The following is a 23,559-nucleotide window of genomic DNA, read 5'->3' as shown; positions in this document are numbered from 1 at the left end:
CGGCCCACGCGCTAGATGGTGAGTTCCTCTGAGCGCTGGATCGTGCCGGTGATGCCGGTTGCGTCTTGCTGGGCGAGCAGTACCGCGGCGTCGGCCATCGCCTCCGGCGGTTCGACCATCTCCGGCGGTATCTCCACCCCACCACCGCCGGCATTCCAACCTTCGGTCAACACCACCCGCGACGGGCTCAGACAGTTCACCGCGATGTTGTCCGCCTTGAGATCTGAGGCCAGTCCCAGATACAGCCGCTCCACGGCAGCCTTGGAAACCCAGTATGCGTTGGCGCCGTGGTCGATCATGCCGACGCCGGTCGTGGTGATCGCCATCAGCGAGCCGCCGCCGCGAGCCTTCACGTGCGGAATGACGGCCTTGGTCACCAGGAACACGCCGGTGAGGTTGACGTTGAGGCACAACTGCCAGCGCTTCAGCGGCGTGGACTCGATCGGGCCGAGCCACAGCACGCCGGCGTTAGCGACCAGGATGTCGATACCGCCGAACTCCGAAACCGTTGCGGCTATTGCATTCTCGACGGATTCTTCGCTGGTGACGTCGCACTGCACTGGCAAGGAGCGGCCACCCGCCGTTGTGATGCGTTTGGCGACGTCATGAATGGTGCCGGGCACCTTGCCCTGTTCCTCGGAGCGCGCGGCGACCGCGACCGCAGCCCCCTCCCGGGCCAGCGCCGCAGCAATCGTCGCACCGATGCCGCGACTGGCGCCTGCGACGAAGGCGACCTTGCCGGTGAGTTGCATATGGCCGCCCTTCTTGCAACTGGCACTCTCTTGTCGAGAGAATAACATTCTCGTATTCGTACCCACCGGGATAGGCTGGACGCGATGACCATCGACGAGCTCATCGAAGCGGCACGCAGCGGGTCCACCCGGGCGGTCGGCCGACTGCTGAGCCTGGTCGAAAGTCCGCGGCGCGGAGAGGTGCTCGACTCTCTTGGCGAGGTGCCGGCGCCGCGGGTCGTCGGCGTGACCGGCCCCCCGGGCGCGGGTAAGTCGACGACAGTGGGCGCACTCGTCACCGCATACCGCGAACGCGACATGCGGGTGGCGGTGCTCGCGGTCGATCCGTCATCGCCCTACAGCGGCGGGGCGCTGCTGGGCGACCGGATCCGAATGGCCGCGCACATCAACGACTCCGACGTCCTCATCCGATCGGTGGCGACGCGCGGCCACCTCGGCGGGTTGGCCGCAGCGGTGCCGGCGGCGATCAGGTTGCTCGCCGCGTTGTCATACGACCTGGTCGTGTTGGAGACCGTCGGTGTCGGTCAGTCCGAGATCGAGATCGCCGCGATCGCCGACCCGACGATCGTGATCCTCAACCCCGGTGCGGGCGACGCGGTCCAGGCGGCGAAAGCCGGTCTGCTGGAGGTCGCAGACATCGTCGTCGTCAACAAGGCGGATCGCGACGGTGCCGATCAGACCGTGCGCGACCTGAAGGCGGAGACGAAGGCGCCGATCCTGAAACTCGTTGCCGCAGAGGGACAGGGCATCCCCGAATTGGTGGAGGTCATCGAGGTCCACCATCGCACCGACAGCCCGGAACGCCGCATGGCACGTGCGCGCGCGCAGATCCTGTCGTTGGCGCAGACGCGCCTGCGAAGTCACCCCGATCTGGATCGCCTCGCGTCGCAGGTCGCCGACGGTGGGTCAGATCCATACAGCGCCACCGAGGGGTTGTTCGTCGCCCCGGTCGAGCCTTAGTTGATCGCGGGGACGTCGGTCGGGAACGGCCGTGTCGTCACCTGTCCGTCGGTGTTTCGCATCAGCGCGTCGTAGCGGCGGTGAAGAATCGACCACGCGTTGCCATCGCGGATGTACTCGTCGTGGTAGACGCCCGAGATGATCAAGTTGGTGCCCTCGGCACGCTGGCCGTTCTCCTGGACGAACCAACGGCCCACGGCGCGATCGGGATTCAATGCGTCGACGACGATCACCCCGGACATCAGCGCCTGCAGGAAGACGTTCCAACCGTCGAGCATCGAGGTGAAGAAGCCGTGCATCGCTTCACGTCCGCTGAAGCGACCCAACTCCGGGGCGTGCCACACGCCATCGGCCGTGAACGTGCCCGCAACTCCAGCCGGGTCACGCCGGGACGCGGCATCGGCATACCGGTGGACGAGACTGCGGATCGCCTGCTCATCCACATTGATGGGCAATGTCATTCGGGGAGGCCGAGCATGCGGCTGGTCATCTGCTTCAACTGAACGCGCAGCGTCTCGCCATCGACGTCGGCGAGCAGTGGGTGCATGACGGCGACGCTGATGGCACTCGAGAGCATCGCCGCATGCAGACGCGCCTCGACGCCGGCTTCCGTGCCGAGTAGCGCCGCATAGAGCCGCTCGATGAACCGTTGAAACGGTTCATACTCCGCCTGCAGGCGGATGATGACCGGGTCGAACATCGGGACGCGGAATGCGTCACGGCGGTCGATGGCCTGCTCGACCATCCGGTCGAGAAGCACTGCACGCGCACGCAGGGGATGGCCCTCGGCTTCGGCGGCTTCGAGTACATCCTCGAGCTTGCTCATCTCTCGCTCCGTGAGGGCGATGACGATCTCTTCCTTGGTCTTGAACTGGCGGTACACGGCCGCCTTCGTCACGCCCATCTCGTCGGCGATCATCTGCAACGACGTCCCGCTGACGCCGCGCTCGGCGATCAGCTTCAATGCCGCGTCCAAGACGCGGGTCTGGGCGGCGGTGCGGGTGATCTCGCTGAACTTGACGCTGTCCTGTGTGGAGGTCACACCGACGAGAGTAGCCGATCGGCTACTCTGTCTCGGGCTTCCGGGAATGGAAAACAGTCTCGGCGAGGATTCTTCGGCACCAAGAGCGATAGGTGTCGACGCTCCACCCGCCGCGCTGGGTGACCCGCAGATAGGTGTCGACACTGCAGACCACCACCATCGTTTCGAGCAATTCATCGAAAGGAACGTCGACGCGGAGCCACCCCCGGTCGCGAAGGACCTCGAGGATTCGTCGAAACTGCAGCTTGATGCTCGCGAACAGGTCGTCCATGTACCGCTCGAGCTCGTCATCGGCGCTCGCGCCGCCGTACAGTGCGGGCGCCAACGGAGCGGTCCGTTGGTGGATGTCGGTGGCGGTGTCGGCCACGTAGTCCAGTGCTTCGTCGAGATCGTCGATCGCCAGCAGGTGACGACCTACGTCGAGGTTGAAGACATTCTTTTCGCCGGCCACACCGAACCCGGCGTACTCGATGGTGGCGATCAACAGCGCCCCCTTAGGGCCCTGTCCCTGAACGGTCTCGGCGGAGACCCCGGCCGCCGCGGCGATCTTCGCGAGTGTCGTGCGCGCGTAGCCGTCAGTGGCGAACAGTTCGGCGGCCGCGGCGAGGACCCGCGACCGCGTCGCCTCCGCCTGCTGCTGACGCAGCGTCGAACGATACGACCGTGGAGCACTCTTAGATATTGACTTGGGTTCCACAGTAATGAATACTACACCACAGTAGGGATTCGCCGAGACGGCGAGGGGGAATAAGTGTCATCGATCATGATCGTCGGATTTCCGGCACAAGGTCACGTGGCGCCGCTGCTGGCTGTCGCTGAAAACTTCGTCGAGCGTGGCGACGACGTTCGCTTCATCACCGGCGCAATGTTCGCCGAAAGAGTAGCTGCCACCGGTGCGACCTACGTGCCGGTGCATCCCGACGCCGACTTTGACGACCGGCCCCTGAGCGAACTCTTCCCCGAACGTGCCGCGCTGAAAGGTGCCAAGGCGGTCGCCTTCGACATCGGCCAAGTCTTCGCCAAACCGGCCAAGCCGCAGTACGAGACGATTATGGCGGCGCTGGCCGCACACCCCGCCGATGTGGTGATCGCCGATGTTGCCTCCCTTGGCGCGGGATTCCTTCTGGGACACCCGCCGTCATCGCGACCCCCGCTCATCATGTGCGGAGTCATTCCGCTGCCCATCGAGAGTCGTGACACCGCGCCCTACGGCATGGGGCTGCGGCCGGCCCGCGTCATGAACCGTGGGCGCAACGCCATACTGGCCGCCATTTCTCGTCGCATCCTGCGGCAGGCCTTTGGAGCCATCAACGGATTCCACAGACAAGTTCACGGCGTCGACATGCCGTTCAGCTTTATGGACTGGGGCCGTCACGCCGAGGCGATCGTCCAGTTGACGGTTACGTCGTTCGAATACACCATGTCCGACGCGCCACCCAACCTGCACTTCATCGGCCCGCTGTGTGCGACGGGATCGCAAGCGCCGCTGCCGGAGTGGTGGTCCGATCTCGACGGCACCCGCCCCGTTGTTCACGTCACCCAGGGGACAGTCGCGAACACCGACTACGGCCAGGCCATTGAACCGACGCTGCGTGCGCTCGCCGACGAAGACGTCTTGGTGGTCGTATCAACGGGCGGGCGCCCGGTGGAAACCCTGCCCCCGCTGCCCGCGAACGCCCGTGCCGCGATCTTCCTTCCCTACGACGAATTGCTGCCGCGCACTTCGGTTTACGTCACCAACGGCGGCTACGGCGGTGTCCAGTACGCGTTGCGTTACGGGGTGCCGATCGTCGCAACCGGCGGCAAGGAGGACAAGCCTGAGGTCGGCGCCCGAGTCGCCTGGTCCGGTGTCGGTCGACGCATCAAAACTGAAAAGCCAACGCCAAAGGCGATGCGCCGCGAAGTCCTCGCCGTCCTCAACGACCCGTGCTACCGCGGGGCGAGTGACCGCGTCGCCGCGGATATGGCCGCGGCTCCCGGTTTCGCCGGCCTGGCCGACATCGTCGATCGGCTCACCGGACGTACCGCCCCGTCGACGTCCGAGACCGCCCAGCATTGACCATCAAGTAGCCGATCGGCTACCGTGTCGGTTGCCGATCGGCTACCGACACTTTGCAAGGGGATGGTTCGACGATGAGACAGCGTGACGGCGAGTTGATCCTCTTCTGGACGTTGCCGGCGGTGGCGATCATCTGGGTATCGGCGTTCCTGCTGTTTCCTGGATTTATTCACCCGATGTCACCGAACATGTCCGCGGAGGAGGTCGCGAGTTTCTATCGCGATGAGACCGCACGGATCCGCTACAGCATGATTCTGTTCAACTGGTTCGGTGTGGGGCTCATCCCCATCGTGATCCTGTTGGCGATGCAGATTCGCCGGATGGCTCACCGCACGCCGATCCTGTCCTACAGCCTGATCGCCTGCGCCGGTGGTCCGCCCACCCTGTTTCTCATCGCCAACATGTTCTGGCTGCTCGGTTCGTTTCGTCCGGACCGCGCGCCGGAGTTGACTCAGCTGTTGAACGATCTCGCGTGGCTCACCTTCACCGTCCTGGTTCCCTACCTCATCGCGCAGTGTCTACTGTTCGCGCTGGCGATCTACTGGGACCGCCAGGAGCGGCCGATCTTCAAACCGTGGGTGGCCCATTTCAATCTTCTCGTTGCGGTCGCGTTGGCACCCGCCGCCTTCACCGCGCTGGCCTCCACCGGCCCATTGGCCTGGGACGGCGTGTTGTCGTTCTGGGTCAAGAACATTGCGATCTTCGTCTGGATCGTCGTCATGGGAATCGTCCTCGGTCAGACGATTCGGCACCAGCGCGCGCAAGATCTGGTCGACGCGTGAGCACCTCCACCGCACCACCGACAACGATGCCGGACCCGCCAGCCGATTCACGGATGGGCCGGCTGGCCTGGAACATTCGCTACCACCCCAAGCGCGAGCTGTGGTTCGCCTGGTGGGTGATGGTGGTCTTCTACCAGCTCTACGGGGTGCTGTTCTTCTTCGTCACGCGCGTGCAGCCCCCGCCGAGTCCGGCCTGGGAAACGCCGATGATCGAGCAGTGGTTCAGCGAGCGTAATCTCGGCCTTCTCGCGGGGTTCGGCGTCGTCTTCCTGATCAGCGGTATGTGTGCTCCCATGAATGCCCTCCTCGCCTACTCGATGCGGCGGATGTCAGTGAGCCGACTCTTCGCGTACTCGTATCTGATCATCTATTCGCTCAGCGCTATTCCGGGAATGCTGGTAATGGCTATCGCGATGACGGCCGGCGCCCTTCGCCCCGATCGCGACCCCGAATTGATCGCCTGGCTATACGATTTCGCGTTCCTATCGTTCAGCGGAACCATGGGTGTGTTCATGATCGGCTCCCTGGTCTGGATGGTGGCGGTCCTGCTCGACAAGAACCGGGTGTTCCCAAAGTGGTTCGGCTACCTCAGCCTGTGCAATGCGCTGACCGAAGTCGTCGTCGCGCCGGCATGGATCTTCCAGCGCGGCGCCTTCGCGTGGAACGGTGCCATCGCATGGTGGATCAACATGGTGGTGTTCGTCCTCTACACGGGCGTCTTCATCGTGCTGTTGCGAAAGATGATCGAGCGCGAAGACTTCGGCACCGGACCACTGCCCGATCTGCCAGTCAAGGATGCGGCTAAGGCCTCGGATTCGGTGGAGGCGGTGCGATGACGAACCTCGCGGGCCCGCCGTCGCAAGTGGAGGACAAGCCGACGAAGGCCGTGCCCGGGCAGCCGGACATGTGGATGTTCGTCCTGTTCGAGTCGCTGCTCTTCACGGGCTACTTCTCCGTCTATCTGGTGTCTCGCACCCAGAACGAGGCGCTGTTCCTGCAGTCCCAGGCGGATCTGGATCTTCGCATCGGGATCTTCAACACCATTGCCCTGCTGCTGAGTTCGTGGGCTATCGCGCGCTGTGTGCAGGCGGCCCGGGCAGGCGCGTATCGGTCGGCATTGATCAACGCCTTCGTGACCGTCTTCTTCGGGCTCGTATTCCTGGTGTCCAAGGTGCTCGAGTGGATCACGGAGATCAACCTGGGGAACACATTCACCAGCGACGAGTTCTTCCAACACTATTACTTTCTGACGTCGATCCATTGCATACACGTGTTGATCGGCTTCGTGGTGCTTGGCGTCGTCGTCTACCAGTTATGGAGCCCGGCGCGGCGCTCCCAGCAGCTTGTCGAAACCGGTGCGACCTACTGGCACACGGTCGACTTCCTGTGGGTCCTTATCTTTGCGTTGCTCTACGTCGTGAGGTGATTTGTGAGCACTACGTTCAACACGAGATTGCTGATCGTCTGGCTGATCCTGACGTCGATGACGCTTGCCTACATCTGGATCGACAACACCGCCGACCAGAACGGAACATTGAGAGCCAGCACGGTGGTCACCGTCAGCGCGATCGTGATCGCTCTCATCAAGGTGCGCATCATTTTCCGGGAGTTCATGGAGGTGCGACACGCACCACTGCTGCTCTGCCGCCTGACTGATGGCTGGGTTGTCCTCATCGGGACCTGCCTGTTGGGCAGCTATTTCGTGGGCTCAGCCATCGCCGGCTGACGGTTGCGGCGCACCGAGCGTGCGGTTTCGTGCGCGACACGCCGGTGAGGCGTTCGAAACCGCACACTCGCTAGCCGGCTCGCCTTAAGAGACCCGCGCCGAGACGGCGACCCCGACTCGATACCCAAAGACCATTGCGGGGCCCAGCGTCCCGCCCGCACCGCCGTAAGCCTTGCCCGTCGCGCCCGCCATCGCGTTGCCCGCGGCGAACAAACCCGGGATGGCCCCACCGCCGACGTGCAGCACGCGGCCGTCGCGATCGGTGCGCGGCCCGCCCTTGGTGCCCATCGCACCGATCGATACGGGGACGGCGTAGTAGGGCGCGGTGTCGATGGGGCCGAGCGTCTTGCCAGCCGGGGTGGTCGCCAAGGCGTCACCCCAATAGCCGTCGTAAGCGCTTGCACCACGGCCGAATTCGGGATCCTGCTCGTGCGCGACGCTGTCGTTCCACGCGGCGAGCGTGGCCGCCAGGCCGTCTGCGTCGATACCCGTCTTCTCGCCGAGTTCCGCCAGATCGGCCGAAGGCGCGAACCAGTCCGGAGCCTCTTCCTCGGGCAACACGCCGAGGAATCCGTACCGCTTGAAGTGCTGGGAGTCGAAGACGATCCATGCCGGATCATTCGCGTAGCCCAGCTTCGGATCGAGGAAATGGAACGGGCCTGCCATCGAGTTGTACTCACCGGCCTCATTGAGGAAGCGCTTGCCCGCGCGGTTGACAATGATGCTTCTGGGCCGGGTGCGTTCGAGTCGGACGCTGCGACTGCGCGGATGACCCCCGAAGGTGTCGTCGGGCAACTGGACGATCGGCACCCACCACGCCTCGCCCATATTGGCCAGATCGGCGCCGTGCGCCATGGCCATGCGCAGACCGTCCCCGGTGTTGTTGGGCGGTGAAACCGCACCGCGCATCGGGCCGCGAAGATATGCCTCGACCAGCTTCGGATCCCACTCGAATCCGCCGGTGCCCAGCACCACGCCGCGGCGCGCTCGAACGTTGAACTCTCTGTCGGCCTGCGTGATTCGAGCACCGGTGACCCCCAGAGCGTCGGCATACAGCTCAACGGCCCGCGCGTTCGTATGGGGGACGACACCCAGGTCGAGTAGCCCTTTCAGCAGCCCGGCGATCAGCGCGGTGCCCGCCACGCAGTAGTCACCCGACTCGTCGTCGAGCGAGGCGTGGATGCGTGCGCGCGTCTCGGCATCGATGCCGACGTTGCTGAAGTCGGCTGGAAACGACGTGATGCGCTCACTCCACTCGCCGAGTCGGGACCTGTCGAACGGTTTGGCGTTCAGCGACCGTCCGCCCGCTGGGCGTCCTCCGGGGAGTTCGGGCTTGTAGTCCGGGAATCCCTCGGCGACCTCGAACTGCAATTCGCTGTGGGCCTCGACGAAGTCGAGCATCTCCGGCCCGGTACGCACGAAGGTGTCCACCAGGTCGTCGTCCATGAAGCCCAGTGACTGCGCGCGCAGGTAACTCATGGCGTCGTCGACCGTCAGTTCGCCTTCGGCGGACCGGTTGTGGGCCGGGATCCAGATGATGCCACCGGAAACCGCTGTCGTGCCGCCAACGGTTGCGGCCTTCTCGTACACCGCGACCGAGGCTCCATTGACCGCAGCGGTCAGCGCCGACGTCAGGCCGGCGCCGCCACTGCCGAGCACAACCACGTCGACCTCATGATCCCAATTGGTCACGTGCTCAATCCTTTCGGCGCAGGCGATCCTCAGGACAGGATCGCGGACAGTTCGTTGGCCGCCTTCATGACTGCGTCCTTGCCGTGCATGACTACGTCTTCGCGGTGCGAGATGAGGTTGATGCAGGTCGGTGGCGACGGCGGCTGCCTGCGTACGGGCACGGCCAGGCCGTAGGTGTTCGGCTCGACCTCTCCGTGGGTGATAACCCAACCCTGTTGGCGCGTTTGGGGAACCAGGTCGCGTTCGCCGGGCCGCGGCGGCATGCTCGCCAGCAGCGCCAGGCCGGCGGCGCCACGGTCGAGTGGATAGCGGCTGCCCTCGTGAAAGGACAACTGGTAGTACACGTTGGTCGGCACGATGACGGCGATGGCGACCTGCTGATCGCCCTCGGCCACAAGCAATGACACTGTGCTGCCGAGTTCGTCGGCCAGTGCGCGGAGGGTGGGCAGGCTCAGCTGACGCACATGGTTGTCGAACGACGCACCAAGCACCGCGAGTGCGGCGGCCGCCCGGTAGCGGCCGTCTTCGCCCTTGGCTACCAACCGGAACTGCGACAGCGTGGACAGCAGGCGATACGCGATTGTGCGGTGCACGCCGATGTCATCGGCGACCTGTTGGGCGGTCAGTCCCGACCGGGATGTCGCGACCAGTTGCAACGCGGCCAAACCTCGCGCCAAAGTTTGCGAACCCGGCGCACCCGTCGGCGCGGCATTGGGGCCAGCCCCGTCGGCCGAATCAGACCCCATCAAACCAGTCATCCGACTTCCCGACTTTCCTTGACATCTACCACTTAGGAGAGTGATGCTCTGACTATAGTGCACATGGACGTGCGATAAATGAGCACAGTGCTTACAAGATACGAGAATTTGATTCTCGCCGTCAAGAGAGGTGACGAGTGCGGGAAACGTCTCGGTTGCTCGATTTCGAGAGCGTCTGGAGTGACCTCCAGAGCGTCGCGTTCTCGCAGGGTTTCATCGACGCGGGCGGGGTGCGCACCCGCTATCTGCACGCCGGTGACCTGGGGAAACCTGCCCTGGTTTTTTTGCACGGCTCGGGCGGTCACGCCGAGGCGTACGTCCGGAACCTCGAATCGCACGCCGAGCATTTCTCGACATGGTCGATAGACATGCTGGGCCACGGCTACACGGACAAGCCCGGGCACCCGCTCGAAGTCGACCACTACGTATCCCACCTGACGGCGTTCCTTGACGCCATCGACGCCGAGCGTGCCCACATCAGCGGTGAGTCGTTGGGCGGATGGGTGGCCGCACGCGCCGCTGCCGATCAACCCGACCGGATCGACCGACTGGTGCTCAACACCGCGGGTGGATCGCAGGCCGACCCCGAGGTGATGAAACGCATCATCACGTTGTCGATGGCGGCCGCTGAGAATCCGACCTGGGAAACGGTCCAGGCACGAATCAAGTGGTTGATGGCAGACAAGTCCAAGGACTACGACGACATCGTCGCCAGCCGTCAGCGTGTGTATCGCCAACCGGGGTTCGCCGCCGCGATGAAAGACATCATGGCACTGCAGGATCCAGAGATCCGCGAGCGAAACCTACTCGGCCCGAAGGAGTACGGGTCGATCACCGCCCCGACCATGGTCGTGTGGACCAGCGACGACCCGACCGCCGATGTCACCGAGGGGCGCCGCATCGCGTCGATGATCCCGGGCGCCCGGTTCGAGCTGATGCCCGGCTGCGGGCACTGGCCGCAGTACGAAGACCCCAAGACCTTCAACCGTCTGCATCTGGACTTCCTGCTGGGGCGCCAATGACCGAGCAGGTGGATGTCGTCATTGTCGGGGCCGGTCCGTCCGGTCTGACACTGGCGAACATCCTTGGGTTGCAGGGGGTCCGGACAGTCATCGTCGAGGAACGCGACACCCTCATCGATTACCCGCGGGGTGTCGGGCTGGACGACGAGGCGCTGCGCACGTTCCAGTCCATCGGCCTGGTCGACCGTGTCCTGCCACACACCGTGCCGAACCAGATACTGCGCTTCTTCGACGCCAAGCGTCGGTTGCTTGCCGAAATGGCCCCGCCTGACGCGCGTTTCGGCTGGCCCAAGCGCAACGGCTTCGTCCAACCGATGGTCGACGCCGAATTGCACGGTGGGCTCGACCGCTTCGACCACGTCGAGGTTCGGTGGGGACACCGGATGCAGAACTGCGTCGAAGCCGACGACGGCGTCACTCTGGAGTTCGCCGACGGCAAAGAACCGGTGCGGGCGCGCTACGTCGTCGGGTGTGACGGCGGGCGCAGTGCCACCCGCCGACTGATGGGTGTGTCGTTCGACGGGACGACGTCATCGACACGCTGGCTGGTGGTCGACGTCGCGAACGATCCGCTGGGTCATCCGAACAGTGAAGTGGGAGCCGATCCCAAGCGGCCGTACGTGTCGATCTCCATCGCCCACGGCATCCGCCGCTTCGAGTTCCTGATCCACGACGACGAGTCCGACGAACTCGCCGACGATACCGCATTCGTCAGACGCATGCTCGCACAGCGGGTTCCGAACCCCGAACGGGTCGACATGATCCGCCACCGTGTGTACACCCATCACTCGCGCATCGCCGGCTCGTTCCGCAAGGGTCGCTTGATGCTGGCAGGTGACGCCGCACACCTGATGCCGGTATGGCAGGGCCAGGGATACAACAGCGGTATCCGAGATTCCGCCAACCTCGGGTGGAAGCTCGCCGCGGTGGTGACCGGCCGGGCCGGCGACGCCTTGCTCGACACCTACGACGTTGAGCGCCGCAAACATGCACGGGCGATGATCGACCTGTCCACGATGGTGGGCCGGGTCATCTCGCCGACGAACCGGCGGGTGGCCGCGCTGCGCGACCGCGTCATCCACGGCGCGTCACTGGTACCCACCTTGAAGCGCTATGTACTGGAGATGCGGTTCAAGCCGATGCCGCGGTATCAGCAGGGTGCGGTGTTCCACGCCGAGCACGGTTCGGAAAACTCGCCGACCGGCACCCTGTTCATCCAGCCCCGTGTCGATACGCGACAGGACCAGAATGTCCTGCTCGATGACGTACTCGGCACCGGCTTTGCCGTGCTGTGCTGGAGCAACAACCTGCGGGCCGTGCTCGGCGACGAGGCATTCAACCGCTGGAAGGCGTTGGGGGCAAGGTTCGTCGAGGCGCGTCCCATGACCCAGCTGCGCTGGACCGGTCACGATGACGCTGACGTGACGGTCGTCGGTGACCGGACGGGTGCGCTGAAATCGTGGTTCGACGTCTATACCGATTCCGTGCTGTTCGTCCGTCCCGATCGCTGCATCGCAGGCGCGTGCATCGCACAGCGCGCACCCGAACTGAGCGCATCGCTTTTCGACGTCCTGCATCTGACCCAGGAAGGAGGCTCGAGTTCTCATGGCGACACTGGCCCTGTGTTGCATGTCGCACAGTCCGCTGCTGAACCTTCCGGGACCGTCGCGGGATCTTCTTGACGATGTCGAGTCGGCCCTGGAAGCGGCGCGTGGTTTCGTCGCGGACTTCGACCCCGAACTGGTCGTCGTCTTCTCGCCCGACCATTACAACGGGTTCTTCTACCGGACGATGCCACCGTTCTGCATTGGCACCGCCGCACAGGGTGTCGGCGATTACGGCACGCATGCGGGCCCGCTGGACGTGCCTGAGGACACCGCCGCCGAATGTGCGCGGGCAGTTCTCGAATCGGGCGTGGACGTTGCACTTTCGGCCAGCATGGATGTCGACCACGGCACCGTTCAACCGCTGGAGAAGCTCTTCGGCGACGCGACGTCGAGGCCGGTGATTCCGATCTTCATCAACTCGGTCGCGACCCCGCTCGGGCCGCTTCGGCGAGTTCGGGCGCTCGGCGCCGCAGTCGGGACCCATCTGGCGACGCTGGGTAAGCGGGTCCTCGTCATCGGATCCGGTGGGCTCTCGCATGATCCGCCGGTGCCGACCCTGGCCACCGCACCGCCCGCGGCGCTCGCCCGGATCGTGGGTGGGGAACCAATGACGCCGGAGCAGCGCCAGGCGCGACAGGTGGCGGTGATCGATGCGGCCCAGGCGTTCGCGCACGGCGACAGCCCGCTGCAACCGCTGAATCCCGAATGGGATCAGGCGTTCCTCGATTTGGTCGACTCGAATCGCCTCGACGAGGTCGACGGCTGGTCGAACAGTTGGATCGAACGACAGGCCGGCCACTCCGCACACGAAATCCGCACGTGGGTGGCGGCTTTTGCGGCGCTGGCGGCACATGGTCGCTATGAGACGGGAAATCGCTTCTATCGCGCGGCACCCGAGTTGATCGCCGGCTTCGCCGTCAGGACGGCGGTGTGCAACCCGTGACAGGAGAAGCGTTCGACCACACCGTCGATGTACTCGTCATCGGCTCCGGCGGCGGTGGAATGACCGCGGCGCTGGCCGCCGATGCGTTCGGTCTCGACACTTTGGTCGTCGAGAAGTCACCCCAGTTCGGCGGCTCGACAGCGCTGTCGGGTGGCGGCATCTGGGTGCCGGGAGCGCCGTCGCAACGCGAAGCAGGCTATGTTCCCGAACCCGACGAAGTCTTCGAATACCTGCAGCGGATCACCGGCGGCCTGGTGAGCGATGCGCGACTCCGCGCGTATGTCGATGGTGCGCCGGAGATGATGGAGTTCCTCGAGAAGCGCAGCCGGTGGTTCGAATTCGTCTGGAAGCCAGGTTATGCCGACTATTACCCGGAGCTGCCGGGCGGCTCCGAACTGGGCAGCACGATCAACGTGCCCGCGATCGACCTGCGCACGCTTGGCGACGAGGAGCACAACCTCCTGCGACCGTTGGCGTTGGCGCCGAGGGGAATCTGGTTCGCCCCCAAAGATCTTCGGCTGTTCTATCAGGTACGCCAGAACTGGCGCGGTAAGGCCGTCCTGGTGAAACTGATTTGGCGTATGTTCCGGGCGCGGGTGTTCGGTGACCGGATGGCCGCGATCGGCCAGTCGCTTGCCGCACGAATGCGGTTGGCCCTCAAAGAGCAGAGCATCCCGCTGTGGCTGGGGTCACCGATGACAGAACTGATCACTGACGTCGACGGCACGGTGACCGGGGCGGTCATCGAGCGCGACGGCGCCCAGCAGCGCATCGGCGCGCGGCATGGAGTCGTCCTGGCCGCCGGCGGGTTCGACCATGACATGGAATGGCGCAGACAGCATCTGCCTGTCCTCGACAGGGTCCATGATCTCGCCGGGGGCGAGAATGACTGGAGCTTCGGCAATCCCGCGTCGATGGGCGACGGAATCCGAGCCGGGGAGAAGGTCGGCGGTTCGACCGACCTGCTCGACGAGGCGTGGTGGTTTCCCGCCATGTGCTGGCCCGACGGCAGGCTGCAGTTCATGCTGAACGAGCGCATGATGCCGTCGCAGTTCGTCGTCAACGGCGAGGGCAAGCGGTTCATCAACGAGGCCGCGCCTTACATGGACTTCGCGCACGCGATGATCGAAGGCCAGAACTCCGGCGTCGCCCACATCCCCTGCTGGCTCGTCACCGACATCCGCTCGTTTCACCGCTACGTCGTGGGCGGGCACCTGCCGATTCCCAAGGTGCCGTTCGCGCCGGTACCCACCGGGCGGAAGGTTCCCAAGGCCTGGCTTGATTCAGGAATCGTGGTGGAGGCGAACAGCTTCGAGGAGCTGGCGACCAAAATCGGCGCGCCCCCGCATCAGCTTCGTGCGACCGCCGATCGCTTCAACGAGCTGGCGCGCAAGGGCCACGATGACGACTTCAACCGCGGTGATTCCGCGTACGACAACTACTATGGTGACCCGACATTGCCCAATCCGAATCTGTATCCGCTGCAGAAGCCGCCCTACTACGCGTTCCAGATCATCCTCGGCGACCTCGGCACCTCCGGAGGGCTGCGTACCGACGAACACGCCCGGGTGCTGCGCACCGACGACAGCTTCGTGAAGGGGCTGTACGCGGTGGGTAACACGTCGGCAGCGGTGATGGGGCGCAGCTACGCGGGCGCGGGCGCGACCATCGGGCCTGCGATGACCTTCGGCTATTTGGCTGCCAAGCACATCGCGGACCAGTTGCCCGACAGATCTGTTCAGCCTGGCACTCAGACCGATTCGACACTTGATTCAGATCGAAAGGTAACGAAATGAAGATCTCGCTGTTCTATGAATTCCCGCTGCCGCGGCCATGGAGTGACGATGACGAGCACAAGCTTTTCCTGGACGGTCTCGACGAGGTGGAGGCCGCCGACAAGGCCGGTTTCTCCACGGTGTGGCTGACCGAACACCACTTCCTCGAGGAGTACTGCCACTCCACCGCTCCCGAGATCTTCCTGTCGGCGGCGAGTCAGCGCACCAAGGACATTCGGCTCGGATTCGGTATCATGCACCTGCCGCCCGCGGTCAATCACCCCGCCCGCGTGGCTGAGCGCGTCGCGACCCTCGATTTGTTGTCCAGCGGTCGAGTGGAGTTCGGCACCGGCGAGTCGTCCTCGGTCGGTGAGCTCGGCGGGTTCGGCATCGACCCCGCCGACAAGCGTGCGATGTGGGAAGAGGCGCTGGAAGTCTCGATCCGCTGTATGACCGAGGAGCCGTTCACCGGTTTCAAGGGTCAGCACATCGAGATGCCGCCGCGCAACGTCGTTCCCAAGCCGCTGCAGAAGCCGCATCCGCCGGTATGGGTGGCCTGCACACGACCCGCTTCGGTGTCGATGGCCGCGCAAAAGGGCCTCGGCGCCCTGAGTTTCGCCTACACCGGTCCTGGCCCACTGACCGAACGGGTCAACGGCTATTACAAGGAGTTCGAAGAGAGCGCCGTTCCGGTCACGCCCCAGATGAACCCCAACATCCTCGCCATCGGCGGCGACCTGTCGATGATGGTGGCCAAGACCGATGAGCAGGCCATCGAGCGACTTGGAAAGGGCGGCGGGTTCTTCGCGTTCGGAATCATGCACTACTACATGACCGGTATGCACACACCGGGCCGGACCGGGGTGTGGAAGCGGCACCTCGAAGAGATCGACAAGGATCCGAGCATCGTGTACGGACCTGACCGGGGCCCGATCGGGAGTCCGGCAACCGTGCGCGAGTTCCTGCGCGGCTACGAGGAAAGCGGCGTCGACGAACTGATCCTGCTCCTCACGCCGCGCCGCCACGAGGAGACCATGGAGTCCATCGAGCTGATGGGCTCCGAGGTCCTGCCCGAGTTCATCGAGCGCGACGCCAAGGCGGTGGCCGAAAAGGCCAAGCGGCTAGCGCCCGTGTTGGAGAAGGCCGAGGCGCGCCGGCCCAAGTCGAAATCACCGCTGTTCGACGAGACCTATGCATTCGGCGGTCTGCCCACCGGCCGCGAGAACTACACCGCCAACGAGGTATCCCTGGCGATGGACGAGATGAACGCCGGAATCGAGGCGGCAGCGGCGAAACTCAAAACAGGGGAGGGGTGGACGAGTAGAAATCCTGCCGCGGACAAGAGTTGATCCGTGGTCCAGATTGACGAGCTGTGGCGCTACGACGGCCGCCGGGTCGTCGTCACCGGATGCGCTTCGGGCATCGGCGCCGCGTTGGCGCAGCAACTCGCCGACCTCGGGGCCGAGGTGATCGGTCTCGATATCCGACCGCCCGACTTCAACATCGGCGAGTTCATCTCCCTGGATCTCTACGATCCGTCGTCGATCGACGCCGCGGCCGCCGCGATCGGGGGCCGGGTCGATGCGTTGTTCAATGTCGCCGGGGTGTCATCGGGGATCCGTGATCCGTTGCGGGTGATCACCATCAACTTCCTCGGTACCCGGCGGTTCACCGAGGCGCTGATACCCACGATGCCCCCCGGGTCGGCCATCGCCTCCGTCTCGTCGTTGGCCGCATCGGCATATCGGGAGAACGCCGGCGTCACCGCGGGCCTGGTGGATACCGTGACGATGGACGACGGCATCGAATGGTGCGAGCGCAATCCGAAGGCCGTCGCCGACGGCGGTGGCTACCGGCTCTCCAAGGAGGCGATCATTCTGTACGGGATGGCAAACGTCGTAGCACTGGGAGCCAAGGGAATCCGAATCAACTGCACCGCACCGGGCGTCACGGACACCCCGATACTCGACCAGCTGCGATCGGCCTACGGACAGGAGTTCTTGGATTCCTTCCGTACTCCGCTGGGACGGGCCGCCGATCCCGGAGAGCAGGCCAGCGTGCTGGTCTTCCTGAACAGCAAGGCAGCCAGTTACCTCACCGGACAGGTGATCTGGGTGGACGGCGGAACGATCGGCGAAACGGACCTCGCCGGCTCGGTTCCGCGACGATGAGAGGCGAGCTATGGCCAGCATGAGCGACTTCCGGCGGGTCGCCGACGACGTCCGTAACTGGGGACGCTGGGGTGAGGCCGATGAAATCGGCACGCTGAACCTCATCACGGCGGACAAGGTTGCCCAGGCCGCCAGTCTGGCCAGACACGGCAAGGTCTTTCCGCTCGGTGTCGACTTCGGATCGTCCGGTCCGCAGGGCGCATTCCACTTCAGGCAGAACCCACTGCACGTGATGACGATCGACGGTGGCGATGCCAGCACCCTGGCCGAGTACGGCCCGGCGTGGCTGAAGAATCCGGCAGCGGCTCAACTCAGCGAGTACTGGGTCAACGGCCCGATGCGGTTCAACGACGACATCATCATCATGCCGCTGCAGGCCGCGACCCAGTGGGATGCGTTGTCGCACGTGTACTACGAGGACAAGCTGTACAACGGGTTTCCCGCAAGCTCGGTGACCAGCCTCGGCGCCTACCACTGCGGGATTGACAAGGTGGACGGCAAGGGCATCACCTCGCGCGGCGTGTTGCTCGACATCGTCCGCCTGCGCGGCGTAGAGACGTTCTGCGATCTCGGCGACCCGATCACCCCTGCCGAACTCGACGCGGCCGCTCGGGCGCAGGGAGTCACGGTCGAACGCGGCGACATCGTCCTGGTCCGGACCGGTTGGTGGGCAAGGTTTCTCGAAACGGGCGACGGCAGTGAACCCGGCGCCGGCCTGGACTGGACGTGCGCGTCGTGGCTGCACGACCACGAAGTGGCCGCCATCGCGGCTGACAACCTGATGGTGGAAAACCCGCTTCCCGGTGTCGACGGTGTCTTCCTGCCGATGCACATGCTGTGCCTGCGTGACATGGGATTGATGCTCGGCGAGTACTGGGATCTGACCGCATTGGCGGCCGATTGCGCGGCCGACGGGGTATACGAATTCCAGCTCATCGCTCCGCCGCTGAGGGTGACCGGCGCCGTCGGATCGCCCGTGAACCCGATTGCAATCAAGTAGGTGAGAACCATGACCGCAAGCACAACCACCGGCGGAGCACCGCTGATCGTCGGACTCGGCGGCACGCTGCGCGCCAACTCGTCGACCGAGCGCGCGCTTCGCTACTGCCTGGCATCGGTCGAACGCCAAGGTGGGCGCACCCGGTTCTTCAGTGGGCCGGACCTTGATCTCCCGATGTACGCGCCACACGAACTGGAGCGCACGCCAAAGGCTCTCGAGCTCGTGAGTGCTCTGCGCGACGCCGATGCCGTCGTCGTCGGATCGCCCGGATACCACGGGGCGATCTCCGGCCTGGTCAAGAATGCGCTCGATTACATCGAGGATCTGCGCGAAGATCCTCGCGTATACCTCGACAACACGCCGTGGGGATGCATCAGTTGCGCCTACGGCTGGCAGGCAGCGGTGGGCACGCTGGGCCAGCTGCGTTCCATCGGGCACGCGCTGCGGGCCTGGCCGACACCGCTCGGGGTGGCCATCAACTCCGCCGACAAGATCTGGGACAACGCAGGCGAGTTGACCGACGCGTCGGTCTGCGATCAGCTCGAGATGTTGGCCACGCAGGTACTGACCTTCGCTCAGTCCGCATGGGAAACCGCGTGAGCGCAGCGCGTAAGACTGTCCTGGTCGACGGTCTCGCCACGGGTTATCTCGAGGCAGGGCAAGGCGATCCGGTGATTCTGCTGCACGGCGGCGAGTTCGGTGTCGATGCCCAGATTGCGTGGGAGAACAACATCGACGCCCTGGCGCGGCGGCATCGCGTCCTCGCTTTGGAGATGCTGGGTTTTGGCGCGTCCGCCAAGGTCATCGACTTCAATGACGGCCGCGGCATGCGGATCCGCCACATCGCGCGGTTCTGTGAGGTCGTCGGCGTCGAATCAGCGCATTTTGTCGGGAACTCGATGGGCGCGGTCAATCTGTTCGTTGACGCCACCTCGGAGTCGCCGGTGCTGCCCGCGCGAAGCTTGGTGATGATCTGCGGCGGAGGCGAGATTCAACGCAACGAGCATTCGGCGGCGCTCTACGACTATGACGCCACGCTCGACGGTATGCGTCGAATTGTCGAGGCACTCTTCTACGATCCCTCATACGTGGCAGACGAGTCCTACGTGCAACGGCGATACGACTCGAGCATCGCCCCGGGTGCTTGGGAAGCTTTGGCGGGAGCAAGGTTTCGCCGTCCCGGGCTGGCGCCGCCACCGCTGCCGTCGAGCGCACGCGCGTATGAACGCATCGCAGTGCCCACGCTGATACTCGAAGGCGGTGCAGACAAGCTGCTCCCGCGGGGCTGGGCGGCTGAGATCGCCGGCCAGATCGCGTCCGCCCGTTCGGCGGTGATCCCCGATGCGGGGCACTGCCCGCAGATCGAACAGCCCGCGGCGGTCAACGACCTGCTGATGGCTTTCCTGGCCGAGCAGTGCGAAGGAGCAGCATGACAGACGAACTGGCGGGCAAGGTCGCGATCGTGACCGGCGGAGCGTCGGGCCTGGGCGAAGGTCTTGCGCGCAGGTTCGCCGCCGAAGGCGCCAAGGTGCTGATCGGCGACGTCGACACCGACGCCGGTGCGGCGCTCGCGGCGGATATCGGTGCCAACGCTCTCTTCGTCGAGGCCGACGTATCCGACGTCGACCAGGTGGGCGCGCTCGTGTCGACGGCCGTAGACCGACTCGGCGGCCTGCACGTGATGGTCAACAACGCTGGGGTGTCGGGCACGATGCACCGCCGATTCCTCGACGACGACCTCGCCGACTTCCACAAGGTGATGGCGGTAAACGTCCTGGCGGTGATGGCAGGGACGCGCGATGCGGCCCGGCACATGTCACAACACGGCGGCGGCTCGATCATCAATCTGACGTCGATCGGCGGGATTCAGGCCGGCGGCGGCGTCATGACCTACCGGGCATCGAAGGCCGCTGTCATCCAGTTCACCAAGTCGGCGGCAATTGAGTTGGCACATTATGAGATTCGGGTGAACGCCATCGCGCCAGGCAACATCCGCACAGCGATCGTTCGCAAGTCGGCGGCGGGGGAGGACCTCGAGAAGTTGGAGCAGTTCGAGGCGAAGATCCGCGAGCAGATGCGCAACGATCGCCCCCTAAAGCGCGAGGGCACGATGGAAGATGTCGCCGAAGCGGCGCTCTACTTCGCCACCGATCGCTCGCGCTATGTCACCGGCACCGTGCTTCCCGTCGATGGCGGCACGAGCGCGGGCAAGGTGGTCGCGCGTAAGCCGAAGGCCGACTAGCGGCCTTCGTCCGCACGGTCGACGTGCTCGGAAACCAGCCGAGGATACCGGCCACGGTCGGGACGAAAGATGTCGTGGGGCGAGTCGGGGAACTCAACCAGATGTGCGTCCGGGAACAACGCCCGGTAGCGCGACCACTGCGCGTCGCCGACGAGGAAGCGTTCGCGGCTGCGCACAGCTAGCAGTGGAAGGTGTTGTCGGGCAAGAGACTCCCATAATGATCGCTCCTGAGCCGCGCGAAACACCTTGTTCGCGGCGTGCTCGTCGAGGCGCTCGCGCACCGCAGTTCCGCGCCAGCGACCGTCGAGCAGGCGTCGCGACATCTCCGGAGTCAACACCTTCTCCTCGGGCACGTAGTCGCCGATAGCGACGGACCGAACGCGCTCGACGTTGGCCAGCACCCACGTCAGCGCGTAGGTCGTGCCCCGCGAGAACGTCACCACGTGCACCGGCCCGTCGGTGACGGCGTCCACCACCGCACCGACGTCGGTGCTCAACGTCGCGGCGTCGTATCCGGTCGCGGGGGCGCCGCTTCGGCCATGCCCCCTGAGGTCGATGACAACGGTCCTGCGTCCGAACAGCGGCAGGATTTCCGCGTAATCGTCGGCGATGCATGTCATGCCGGGCACGAAGACGACCGGAGCGCCACGGTCGTCGCCCCCGGAGTCGAGATAGTGGATGCGGGCGTCGCCGCTTTCGGTGAACCGCGAATTAGTCATGGTCAGCGGCACTCTATGGGTACGCGGGGATGGGGCAGGCGGGGCATCGCGGTCTATTTAAATCAGTCGCTTGACTTAACTGCTGAGACGGGGTTCACTGATCGTGTGACCACAGCCAGCAGGACCGTTCGCACCGAGCGCGCCAGCATCACGCGCGAAGCGATCCTGGCTGCCGCCGAGCGGTTGTTCGCCGAGCACGGTGTGTACGCCGTCTCCAACAGACAGGTCAGCGAGGCCGCCGGCCAGGGAAACAACGCCGCGGTCGGTTACCACTTCGGCACCAAGGCCGACCTCGTGCGCGCGATCGAGCAGAAGCACCGCGTGCCGATCGAGCGGCTGCTCGCCCGGATGGTTGCCGACAGAGGCGACTCGACCGACCTGCGCGACTGGATCGCGTGCATGGTGTGTTCACTCACCGAGCACCTCGACCAGCTCGGTAACCCGACCTGGTACGCGCGCTTCGCGGCCCAGGCGCTGGCCGACCCCGCCTACCAGAAGATCGTCGTGAAGGACGCGCTCGCTTCGCCGTCGCTGCTGCGCGTTGTCGATGGCATCACTCGCTGTCTGCCCGACCTGCCGATGACTGTCGTCACCGAGCGCAACATCATGGTGCGGAACCTGATGATGCACACGTGCGCCGATTTCGAGCGTGCGTTCGCCGAAGGCGCGCAGGGCTCTCATATTTCTCACAATTCGCTGATGCCCCGAACCACGTGGAGCTCGGTGGCATCCGGCCTCATCGACGCGATCGTCGGGTTGTGGCAGGCGCCGATCACGGAGCGACCGTGAAAGTGAGTGTCGACCAGGACCGGTGCGTCTCGTCCGGGATGTGCGTGATGAACGCCGGAGATGTATTCGACCAGCGCGACGACGACGGCGTCGTCGAGCTACTTGTCGACGAACCCGGCCCCGATCAGGCAGAAGAAACCCGAAAGGCCGCCGCGGCGTGCCCCGCCCTGGCCATTCACATTGAGGAATGACGGAGAATTCATGTCAGACACCCTTGCCACAGAACAGGTTTCGGCCGATATTCCCGAGTACCCGATGGAGCGAGCGGCCCGATGCCCGTTTGCGCCGCCGTTGCCGATGCTCGAGATGGGTGAGGCCAAGCCGCTGTCGCGGGTGCGGATCTGGAATGGCACCACACCGTGGCTGATCACCGGACACGAGGTGGCACGAGCATTGTTCTCGGACTCGCGCGTCAGTGTCGACGACCGGCGTGACGGTTTCCCGCACTGGAATGAGCACATGCTTTCGACGGTGAACAAGCGGCCCCGGTCGGTCTTCACTTCCGATGCCGAGGAGCACACCCGGTTCCGCCGGATGCTGTCAAAGCCTTTCACGTTCAAACGCGTCGAGGCCCTGCGCACCGCCATCCAAGAAGTCACCGATGAGTGCATCGACGAGATTCTGGCGGGACCCCAACCCGCCGACATCGTCGCCAAGCTCGCGCTGCCGGTGCCGACAAAGGTCATCAGCGAGATGCTCGGCGTCCCGTACGAGGACCACGAATTCTTCCAGCACCACGCCAACGTCGGGCTCGCCCGATACGCGTCCGCCGAAGAAGGTCAAAAGGGGGCGATGAGCCTCCACAAGTATCTGATCGCCTTGGTCGAGAAGAAGATGGAGCACCCCTCCGAGGACGCTGTCTCCGACCTGGCCGAGCGGGTGACCGCAGGCGAAATCAGTGTCAAGGAGGCTGCTCAGCTGGGCACCGGGCTGTTGATCGCCGGCCATGAGACGACGGCGAACATGATCGGTATCGGCGTACTCGCACTGCTGGAGAACCCCGAACAGGCTGCGCTCCTCCGCGATTCCAACGATCCGAAGTTCATCGCGAACGCCGCGGAAGAGTTGATGCGCTATCTGTCGATCATCCAGAACGGCCAGCGCCGGGTGGCCATCGACGACATCGAGATCGGCGGCGAGACCATTCGCGCCGGCGAGGGCATCATCATCGACCTGGCCCCGGCCAATTGGGATGCCGCCGCGTACCCCGAACCTGACAGGCTCGACTTCACCCGCGATGCCGGCCAGCAGCTCGGCTTCGGTTACGGCAGGCATCAATGCGTCGGGCAGCAGCTCGCGCGCGCCGAACTGCAGATCGTGTTCCACACGCTGTTGCGCCGTATCCCGACGCTGCGGCTGGCGATCCCGTTCGACGAGGTGCCCTTCAAGCACGACCGCCTCGCCTATGGCGTCTACGAACTACCGGTGACCTTCTAGCACCGAGCACCCGCTTCCACAGCCCGATTGGAGTACCAACGATGTCTACCCCTACAGCGCCCCACCCCCAGACGCTCTATCCC

General features: G+C 64.8%; 26 protein-coding genes. 19 read left to right on the top strand and 7 right to left on the bottom strand.

What is annotated here, in order from left to right; genetic code table 11:
• Positions 1-11 precede the first annotated feature (11 nt).
• The gene (locus tag CSQ99_RS26780) at positions 12-752 is read right to left on the bottom strand and encodes an SDR family NAD(P)-dependent oxidoreductase (protein WP_099042034.1); all 741 of its coding nucleotides are present in this window, start codon (positions 750-752) and stop codon (positions 12-14) included.
• 84 nt (positions 753-836) lie between these two features.
• Here CSQ99_RS26780 and CSQ99_RS26775 point away from each other — a divergent pair, with 84 nt between their 5' ends.
• Complete coding sequence (locus CSQ99_RS26775; protein ID WP_099042033.1) at positions 837-1,712, top strand: ArgK/MeaB family GTPase; 876 nt, start codon at positions 837-839, stop codon at positions 1,710-1,712.
• On the opposite strand, the gene CSQ99_RS26770 is transcribed toward CSQ99_RS26775, so the two are convergent.
• The 3 genes from CSQ99_RS26770 to CSQ99_RS26760 are packed head-to-tail and all read right to left on the bottom strand — an operon-like array spanning position 1,709 to position 3,451.
• Entirely contained in the window at positions 1,709-2,173 is a 465-nt protein-coding gene (locus CSQ99_RS26770) for a nuclear transport factor 2 family protein (RefSeq protein ID WP_099042032.1), read from the bottom strand. The two genes, CSQ99_RS26775 and CSQ99_RS26770, sit on opposite strands and share 4 nt — an antisense overlap.
• On the bottom strand, positions 2,170-2,754 hold the full coding sequence (locus CSQ99_RS26765) for a TetR/AcrR family transcriptional regulator (protein WP_099042031.1): 585 nt from the start codon (positions 2,752-2,754) through the stop codon (positions 2,170-2,172). The genes CSQ99_RS26770 and CSQ99_RS26765 overlap by 4 nt, the downstream gene beginning before the upstream one ends.
• Positions 2,755-2,776: 22 nt before the next feature.
• Complete coding sequence (locus CSQ99_RS26760) at positions 2,777-3,451, bottom strand: TetR/AcrR family transcriptional regulator (protein WP_176561237.1); 675 nt, start codon at positions 3,449-3,451, stop codon at positions 2,777-2,779.
• Positions 3,452-3,505: 54 nt separating this feature from the next.
• Between CSQ99_RS26760 and CSQ99_RS26755 the strand changes: the two genes are divergently transcribed.
• The 5 genes from CSQ99_RS26755 to CSQ99_RS26735 all read left to right on the top strand — a co-directional run bounded on the left by CSQ99_RS26755 (position 3,506) and on the right by CSQ99_RS26735 (position 7,321).
• On the top strand, positions 3,506-4,813 hold the full coding sequence (locus CSQ99_RS26755) for a glycosyltransferase (RefSeq protein WP_099042029.1): 1,308 nt from the start codon (positions 3,506-3,508) through the stop codon (positions 4,811-4,813).
• 74 nt (positions 4,814-4,887) lie between these two features.
• Positions 4,888-5,595: a hypothetical protein gene (locus tag CSQ99_RS26750; protein WP_099042028.1), complete on the top strand. Its 708-nt coding sequence runs from the start codon at positions 4,888-4,890 to the stop codon at positions 5,593-5,595.
• Positions 5,596-5,621: 26 nt separating this feature from the next.
• Positions 5,622-6,431 carry a hypothetical protein gene (locus tag CSQ99_RS26745; RefSeq protein ID WP_099042055.1) on the top strand — a complete coding sequence of 270 codons (810 nt, stop codon included), beginning with the start codon at positions 5,622-5,624 and terminating at the stop codon, positions 6,429-6,431.
• Entirely contained in the window at positions 6,428-7,021 is a 594-nt protein-coding gene (locus tag CSQ99_RS26740) for a cytochrome c oxidase subunit 3 (RefSeq protein ID WP_099042027.1), read from the top strand. Before CSQ99_RS26745 ends, CSQ99_RS26740 begins: the two co-directional genes overlap by 4 nt.
• 3 nt (positions 7,022-7,024) lie before the next feature.
• A complete protein-coding gene (locus CSQ99_RS26735; protein WP_099042026.1) occupies positions 7,025-7,321 on the top strand; it encodes a cytochrome C oxidase subunit IV family protein in 297 nt (98 codons plus the stop codon).
• 84 nt (positions 7,322-7,405) lie between these two features.
• On the opposite strand, the gene CSQ99_RS26730 is transcribed toward CSQ99_RS26735, so the two are convergent.
• Together CSQ99_RS26730 and CSQ99_RS26725 are read right to left on the bottom strand one after the other, a co-directional pair.
• Positions 7,406-9,013: an FAD-dependent oxidoreductase gene (locus tag CSQ99_RS26730; protein ID WP_099042025.1), complete on the bottom strand. Its 1,608-nt coding sequence runs from the start codon at positions 9,011-9,013 to the stop codon at positions 7,406-7,408.
• 29 nt (positions 9,014-9,042) lie between these two features.
• Positions 9,043-9,759, bottom strand: coding sequence for an IclR family transcriptional regulator (locus CSQ99_RS26725; protein ID WP_099042024.1), 717 nt, complete (start codon positions 9,757-9,759; stop codon positions 9,043-9,045).
• A 167-nt stretch (positions 9,760-9,926) separates the two neighbouring features.
• Here CSQ99_RS26725 and CSQ99_RS26720 point away from each other — a divergent pair, with 167 nt between their 5' ends.
• From CSQ99_RS26720 to CSQ99_RS26675, 10 genes are read left to right on the top strand one after another with little or no spacing between them, the layout of a single operon-like run.
• The gene (locus CSQ99_RS26720; protein ID WP_099042054.1) at positions 9,927-10,793 is read left to right on the top strand and encodes an alpha/beta fold hydrolase; all 867 of its coding nucleotides are present in this window, start codon (positions 9,927-9,929) and stop codon (positions 10,791-10,793) included.
• Positions 10,790-12,475 (top strand): bifunctional 3-(3-hydroxy-phenyl)propionate/3-hydroxycinnamic acid hydroxylase, encoded by a 1,686-nt coding sequence (locus tag CSQ99_RS26715; protein WP_099042023.1) that lies wholly within the window; start codon positions 10,790-10,792, stop codon positions 12,473-12,475. The genes CSQ99_RS26720 and CSQ99_RS26715 overlap by 4 nt, the downstream gene beginning before the upstream one ends.
• A complete protein-coding gene (locus CSQ99_RS26710) occupies positions 12,423-13,343 on the top strand; it encodes a 3-carboxyethylcatechol 2,3-dioxygenase (protein ID WP_245909108.1) in 921 nt (306 codons plus the stop codon). The genes CSQ99_RS26715 and CSQ99_RS26710 overlap by 53 nt, the downstream gene beginning before the upstream one ends.
• A 59-nt stretch (positions 13,344-13,402) precedes the next feature.
• Positions 13,403-15,139: an FAD-binding protein gene (locus CSQ99_RS26705; RefSeq protein ID WP_245909110.1), complete on the top strand. Its 1,737-nt coding sequence runs from the start codon at positions 13,403-13,405 to the stop codon at positions 15,137-15,139.
• Positions 15,136-16,467 (top strand): LLM class flavin-dependent oxidoreductase, encoded by a 1,332-nt coding sequence (locus CSQ99_RS26700; RefSeq protein ID WP_099042020.1) that lies wholly within the window; start codon positions 15,136-15,138, stop codon positions 16,465-16,467. Before CSQ99_RS26705 ends, CSQ99_RS26700 begins: the two co-directional genes overlap by 4 nt.
• A gap of 3 nt (positions 16,468-16,470) precedes the next feature.
• A complete protein-coding gene (locus tag CSQ99_RS26695) occupies positions 16,471-17,289 on the top strand; it encodes a coniferyl-alcohol dehydrogenase (protein WP_099042019.1) in 819 nt (272 codons plus the stop codon).
• A 10-nt stretch (positions 17,290-17,299) separates the two neighbouring features.
• Entirely contained in the window at positions 17,300-18,289 is a 990-nt protein-coding gene (locus CSQ99_RS26690; RefSeq protein ID WP_099042018.1) for a cyclase family protein, read from the top strand.
• Between the two features lie 9 nt (positions 18,290-18,298).
• Positions 18,299-18,889, top strand: coding sequence for an NADPH-dependent FMN reductase (locus tag CSQ99_RS26685; protein ID WP_099042017.1), 591 nt, complete (start codon positions 18,299-18,301; stop codon positions 18,887-18,889).
• On the top strand, positions 18,874-19,722 hold the full coding sequence (locus CSQ99_RS26680) for an alpha/beta fold hydrolase (protein WP_099042016.1): 849 nt from the start codon (positions 18,874-18,876) through the stop codon (positions 19,720-19,722). The genes CSQ99_RS26685 and CSQ99_RS26680 overlap by 16 nt, the downstream gene beginning before the upstream one ends.
• Positions 19,719-20,531 (top strand): SDR family NAD(P)-dependent oxidoreductase, encoded by an 813-nt coding sequence (locus CSQ99_RS26675; protein ID WP_099042015.1) that lies wholly within the window; start codon positions 19,719-19,721, stop codon positions 20,529-20,531. Before CSQ99_RS26680 ends, CSQ99_RS26675 begins: the two co-directional genes overlap by 4 nt.
• Here CSQ99_RS26675 and CSQ99_RS26670 read toward each other — a convergent pair.
• Positions 20,528-21,250: an alpha/beta fold hydrolase gene (locus tag CSQ99_RS26670; RefSeq protein WP_099042053.1), complete on the bottom strand. Its 723-nt coding sequence runs from the start codon at positions 21,248-21,250 to the stop codon at positions 20,528-20,530. The genes CSQ99_RS26675 and CSQ99_RS26670 overlap by 4 nt on opposite strands.
• 15 nt (positions 21,251-21,265) lie before the next feature.
• On the opposite strand from CSQ99_RS26670, the gene CSQ99_RS26665 reads away from it, so the two are divergent.
• The 3 genes from CSQ99_RS26665 to CSQ99_RS26655 are packed head-to-tail and all read left to right on the top strand — an operon-like array spanning position 21,266 to position 23,476.
• Positions 21,266-22,039: a TetR/AcrR family transcriptional regulator gene (locus CSQ99_RS26665; RefSeq protein WP_099042014.1), complete on the top strand. Its 774-nt coding sequence runs from the start codon at positions 21,266-21,268 to the stop codon at positions 22,037-22,039.
• A complete protein-coding gene (locus CSQ99_RS26660) occupies positions 22,036-22,230 on the top strand; it encodes a ferredoxin (RefSeq protein ID WP_099042052.1) in 195 nt (64 codons plus the stop codon). Before CSQ99_RS26665 ends, CSQ99_RS26660 begins: the two co-directional genes overlap by 4 nt.
• A gap of 10 nt (positions 22,231-22,240) precedes the next feature.
• Positions 22,241-23,476 (top strand): cytochrome P450, encoded by a 1,236-nt coding sequence (locus CSQ99_RS26655; RefSeq protein ID WP_099042013.1) that lies wholly within the window; start codon positions 22,241-22,243, stop codon positions 23,474-23,476.
• The last annotated feature ends 83 nt before the right edge of the window (positions 23,477-23,559 follow it).

Source organism: Mycobacterium neglectum, assembly GCF_002591975.1.
GTDB classification, from domain to species: Bacteria; Actinomycetota; Actinomycetes; order Mycobacteriales; family Mycobacteriaceae; genus Mycobacterium; species Mycobacterium neglectum.
Note: the sequence above shows the minus strand (reverse complement) of the source record. Positions and strands in the feature narration are given on the sequence as shown.

Excerpts from the sequence above, each read along its gene's own strand:
- CSQ99_RS26780 (WP_099042034.1), bottom strand. The coding sequence starts at position 752 with ATGCAACTCACCGGCAAGGTCGCCTTCGTCGCAGGCGCCAGTCGCGGC.
- CSQ99_RS26775 (WP_099042033.1), top strand. The coding sequence starts at position 837 with ATGACCATCGACGAGCTCATCGAAGCGGCACGCAGCGGGTCCACCCGG.
- CSQ99_RS26770 (WP_099042032.1), bottom strand. The coding sequence starts at position 2,173 with ATGACATTGCCCATCAATGTGGATGAGCAGGCGATCCGCAGTCTCGTC.
- CSQ99_RS26750 (WP_099042028.1), top strand. The coding sequence starts at position 4,888 with ATGAGACAGCGTGACGGCGAGTTGATCCTCTTCTGGACGTTGCCGGCG.
- CSQ99_RS26745 (WP_099042055.1), top strand. The coding sequence starts at position 5,622 with ATGCCGGACCCGCCAGCCGATTCACGGATGGGCCGGCTGGCCTGGAAC.
- CSQ99_RS26740 (WP_099042027.1), top strand. The coding sequence starts at position 6,428 with ATGACGAACCTCGCGGGCCCGCCGTCGCAAGTGGAGGACAAGCCGACG.
- CSQ99_RS26725 (WP_099042024.1), bottom strand. The coding sequence starts at position 9,759 with ATGGGGTCTGATTCGGCCGACGGGGCTGGCCCCAATGCCGCGCCGACG.
- CSQ99_RS26715 (WP_099042023.1), top strand. The coding sequence starts at position 10,790 with ATGACCGAGCAGGTGGATGTCGTCATTGTCGGGGCCGGTCCGTCCGGT.
- CSQ99_RS26710 (WP_245909108.1), top strand. The coding sequence starts at position 12,423 with ATGTCGCACAGTCCGCTGCTGAACCTTCCGGGACCGTCGCGGGATCTT.
- CSQ99_RS26705 (WP_245909110.1), top strand. The coding sequence starts at position 13,403 with ATGACCGCGGCGCTGGCCGCCGATGCGTTCGGTCTCGACACTTTGGTC.
- CSQ99_RS26700 (WP_099042020.1), top strand. The coding sequence starts at position 15,136 with ATGAAGATCTCGCTGTTCTATGAATTCCCGCTGCCGCGGCCATGGAGT.
- CSQ99_RS26690 (WP_099042018.1), top strand. The coding sequence starts at position 17,300 with ATGGCCAGCATGAGCGACTTCCGGCGGGTCGCCGACGACGTCCGTAAC.
- CSQ99_RS26685 (WP_099042017.1), top strand. The coding sequence starts at position 18,299 with ATGACCGCAAGCACAACCACCGGCGGAGCACCGCTGATCGTCGGACTC.
- CSQ99_RS26680 (WP_099042016.1), top strand. The coding sequence starts at position 18,874 with ATGGGAAACCGCGTGAGCGCAGCGCGTAAGACTGTCCTGGTCGACGGT.
- CSQ99_RS26675 (WP_099042015.1), top strand. The coding sequence starts at position 19,719 with ATGACAGACGAACTGGCGGGCAAGGTCGCGATCGTGACCGGCGGAGCG.
- CSQ99_RS26670 (WP_099042053.1), bottom strand. The coding sequence starts at position 21,250 with ATGACTAATTCGCGGTTCACCGAAAGCGGCGACGCCCGCATCCACTAT.
- CSQ99_RS26665 (WP_099042014.1), top strand. The coding sequence starts at position 21,266 with ATGGGTACGCGGGGATGGGGCAGGCGGGGCATCGCGGTCTATTTAAAT.
- CSQ99_RS26655 (WP_099042013.1), top strand. The coding sequence starts at position 22,241 with ATGTCAGACACCCTTGCCACAGAACAGGTTTCGGCCGATATTCCCGAG.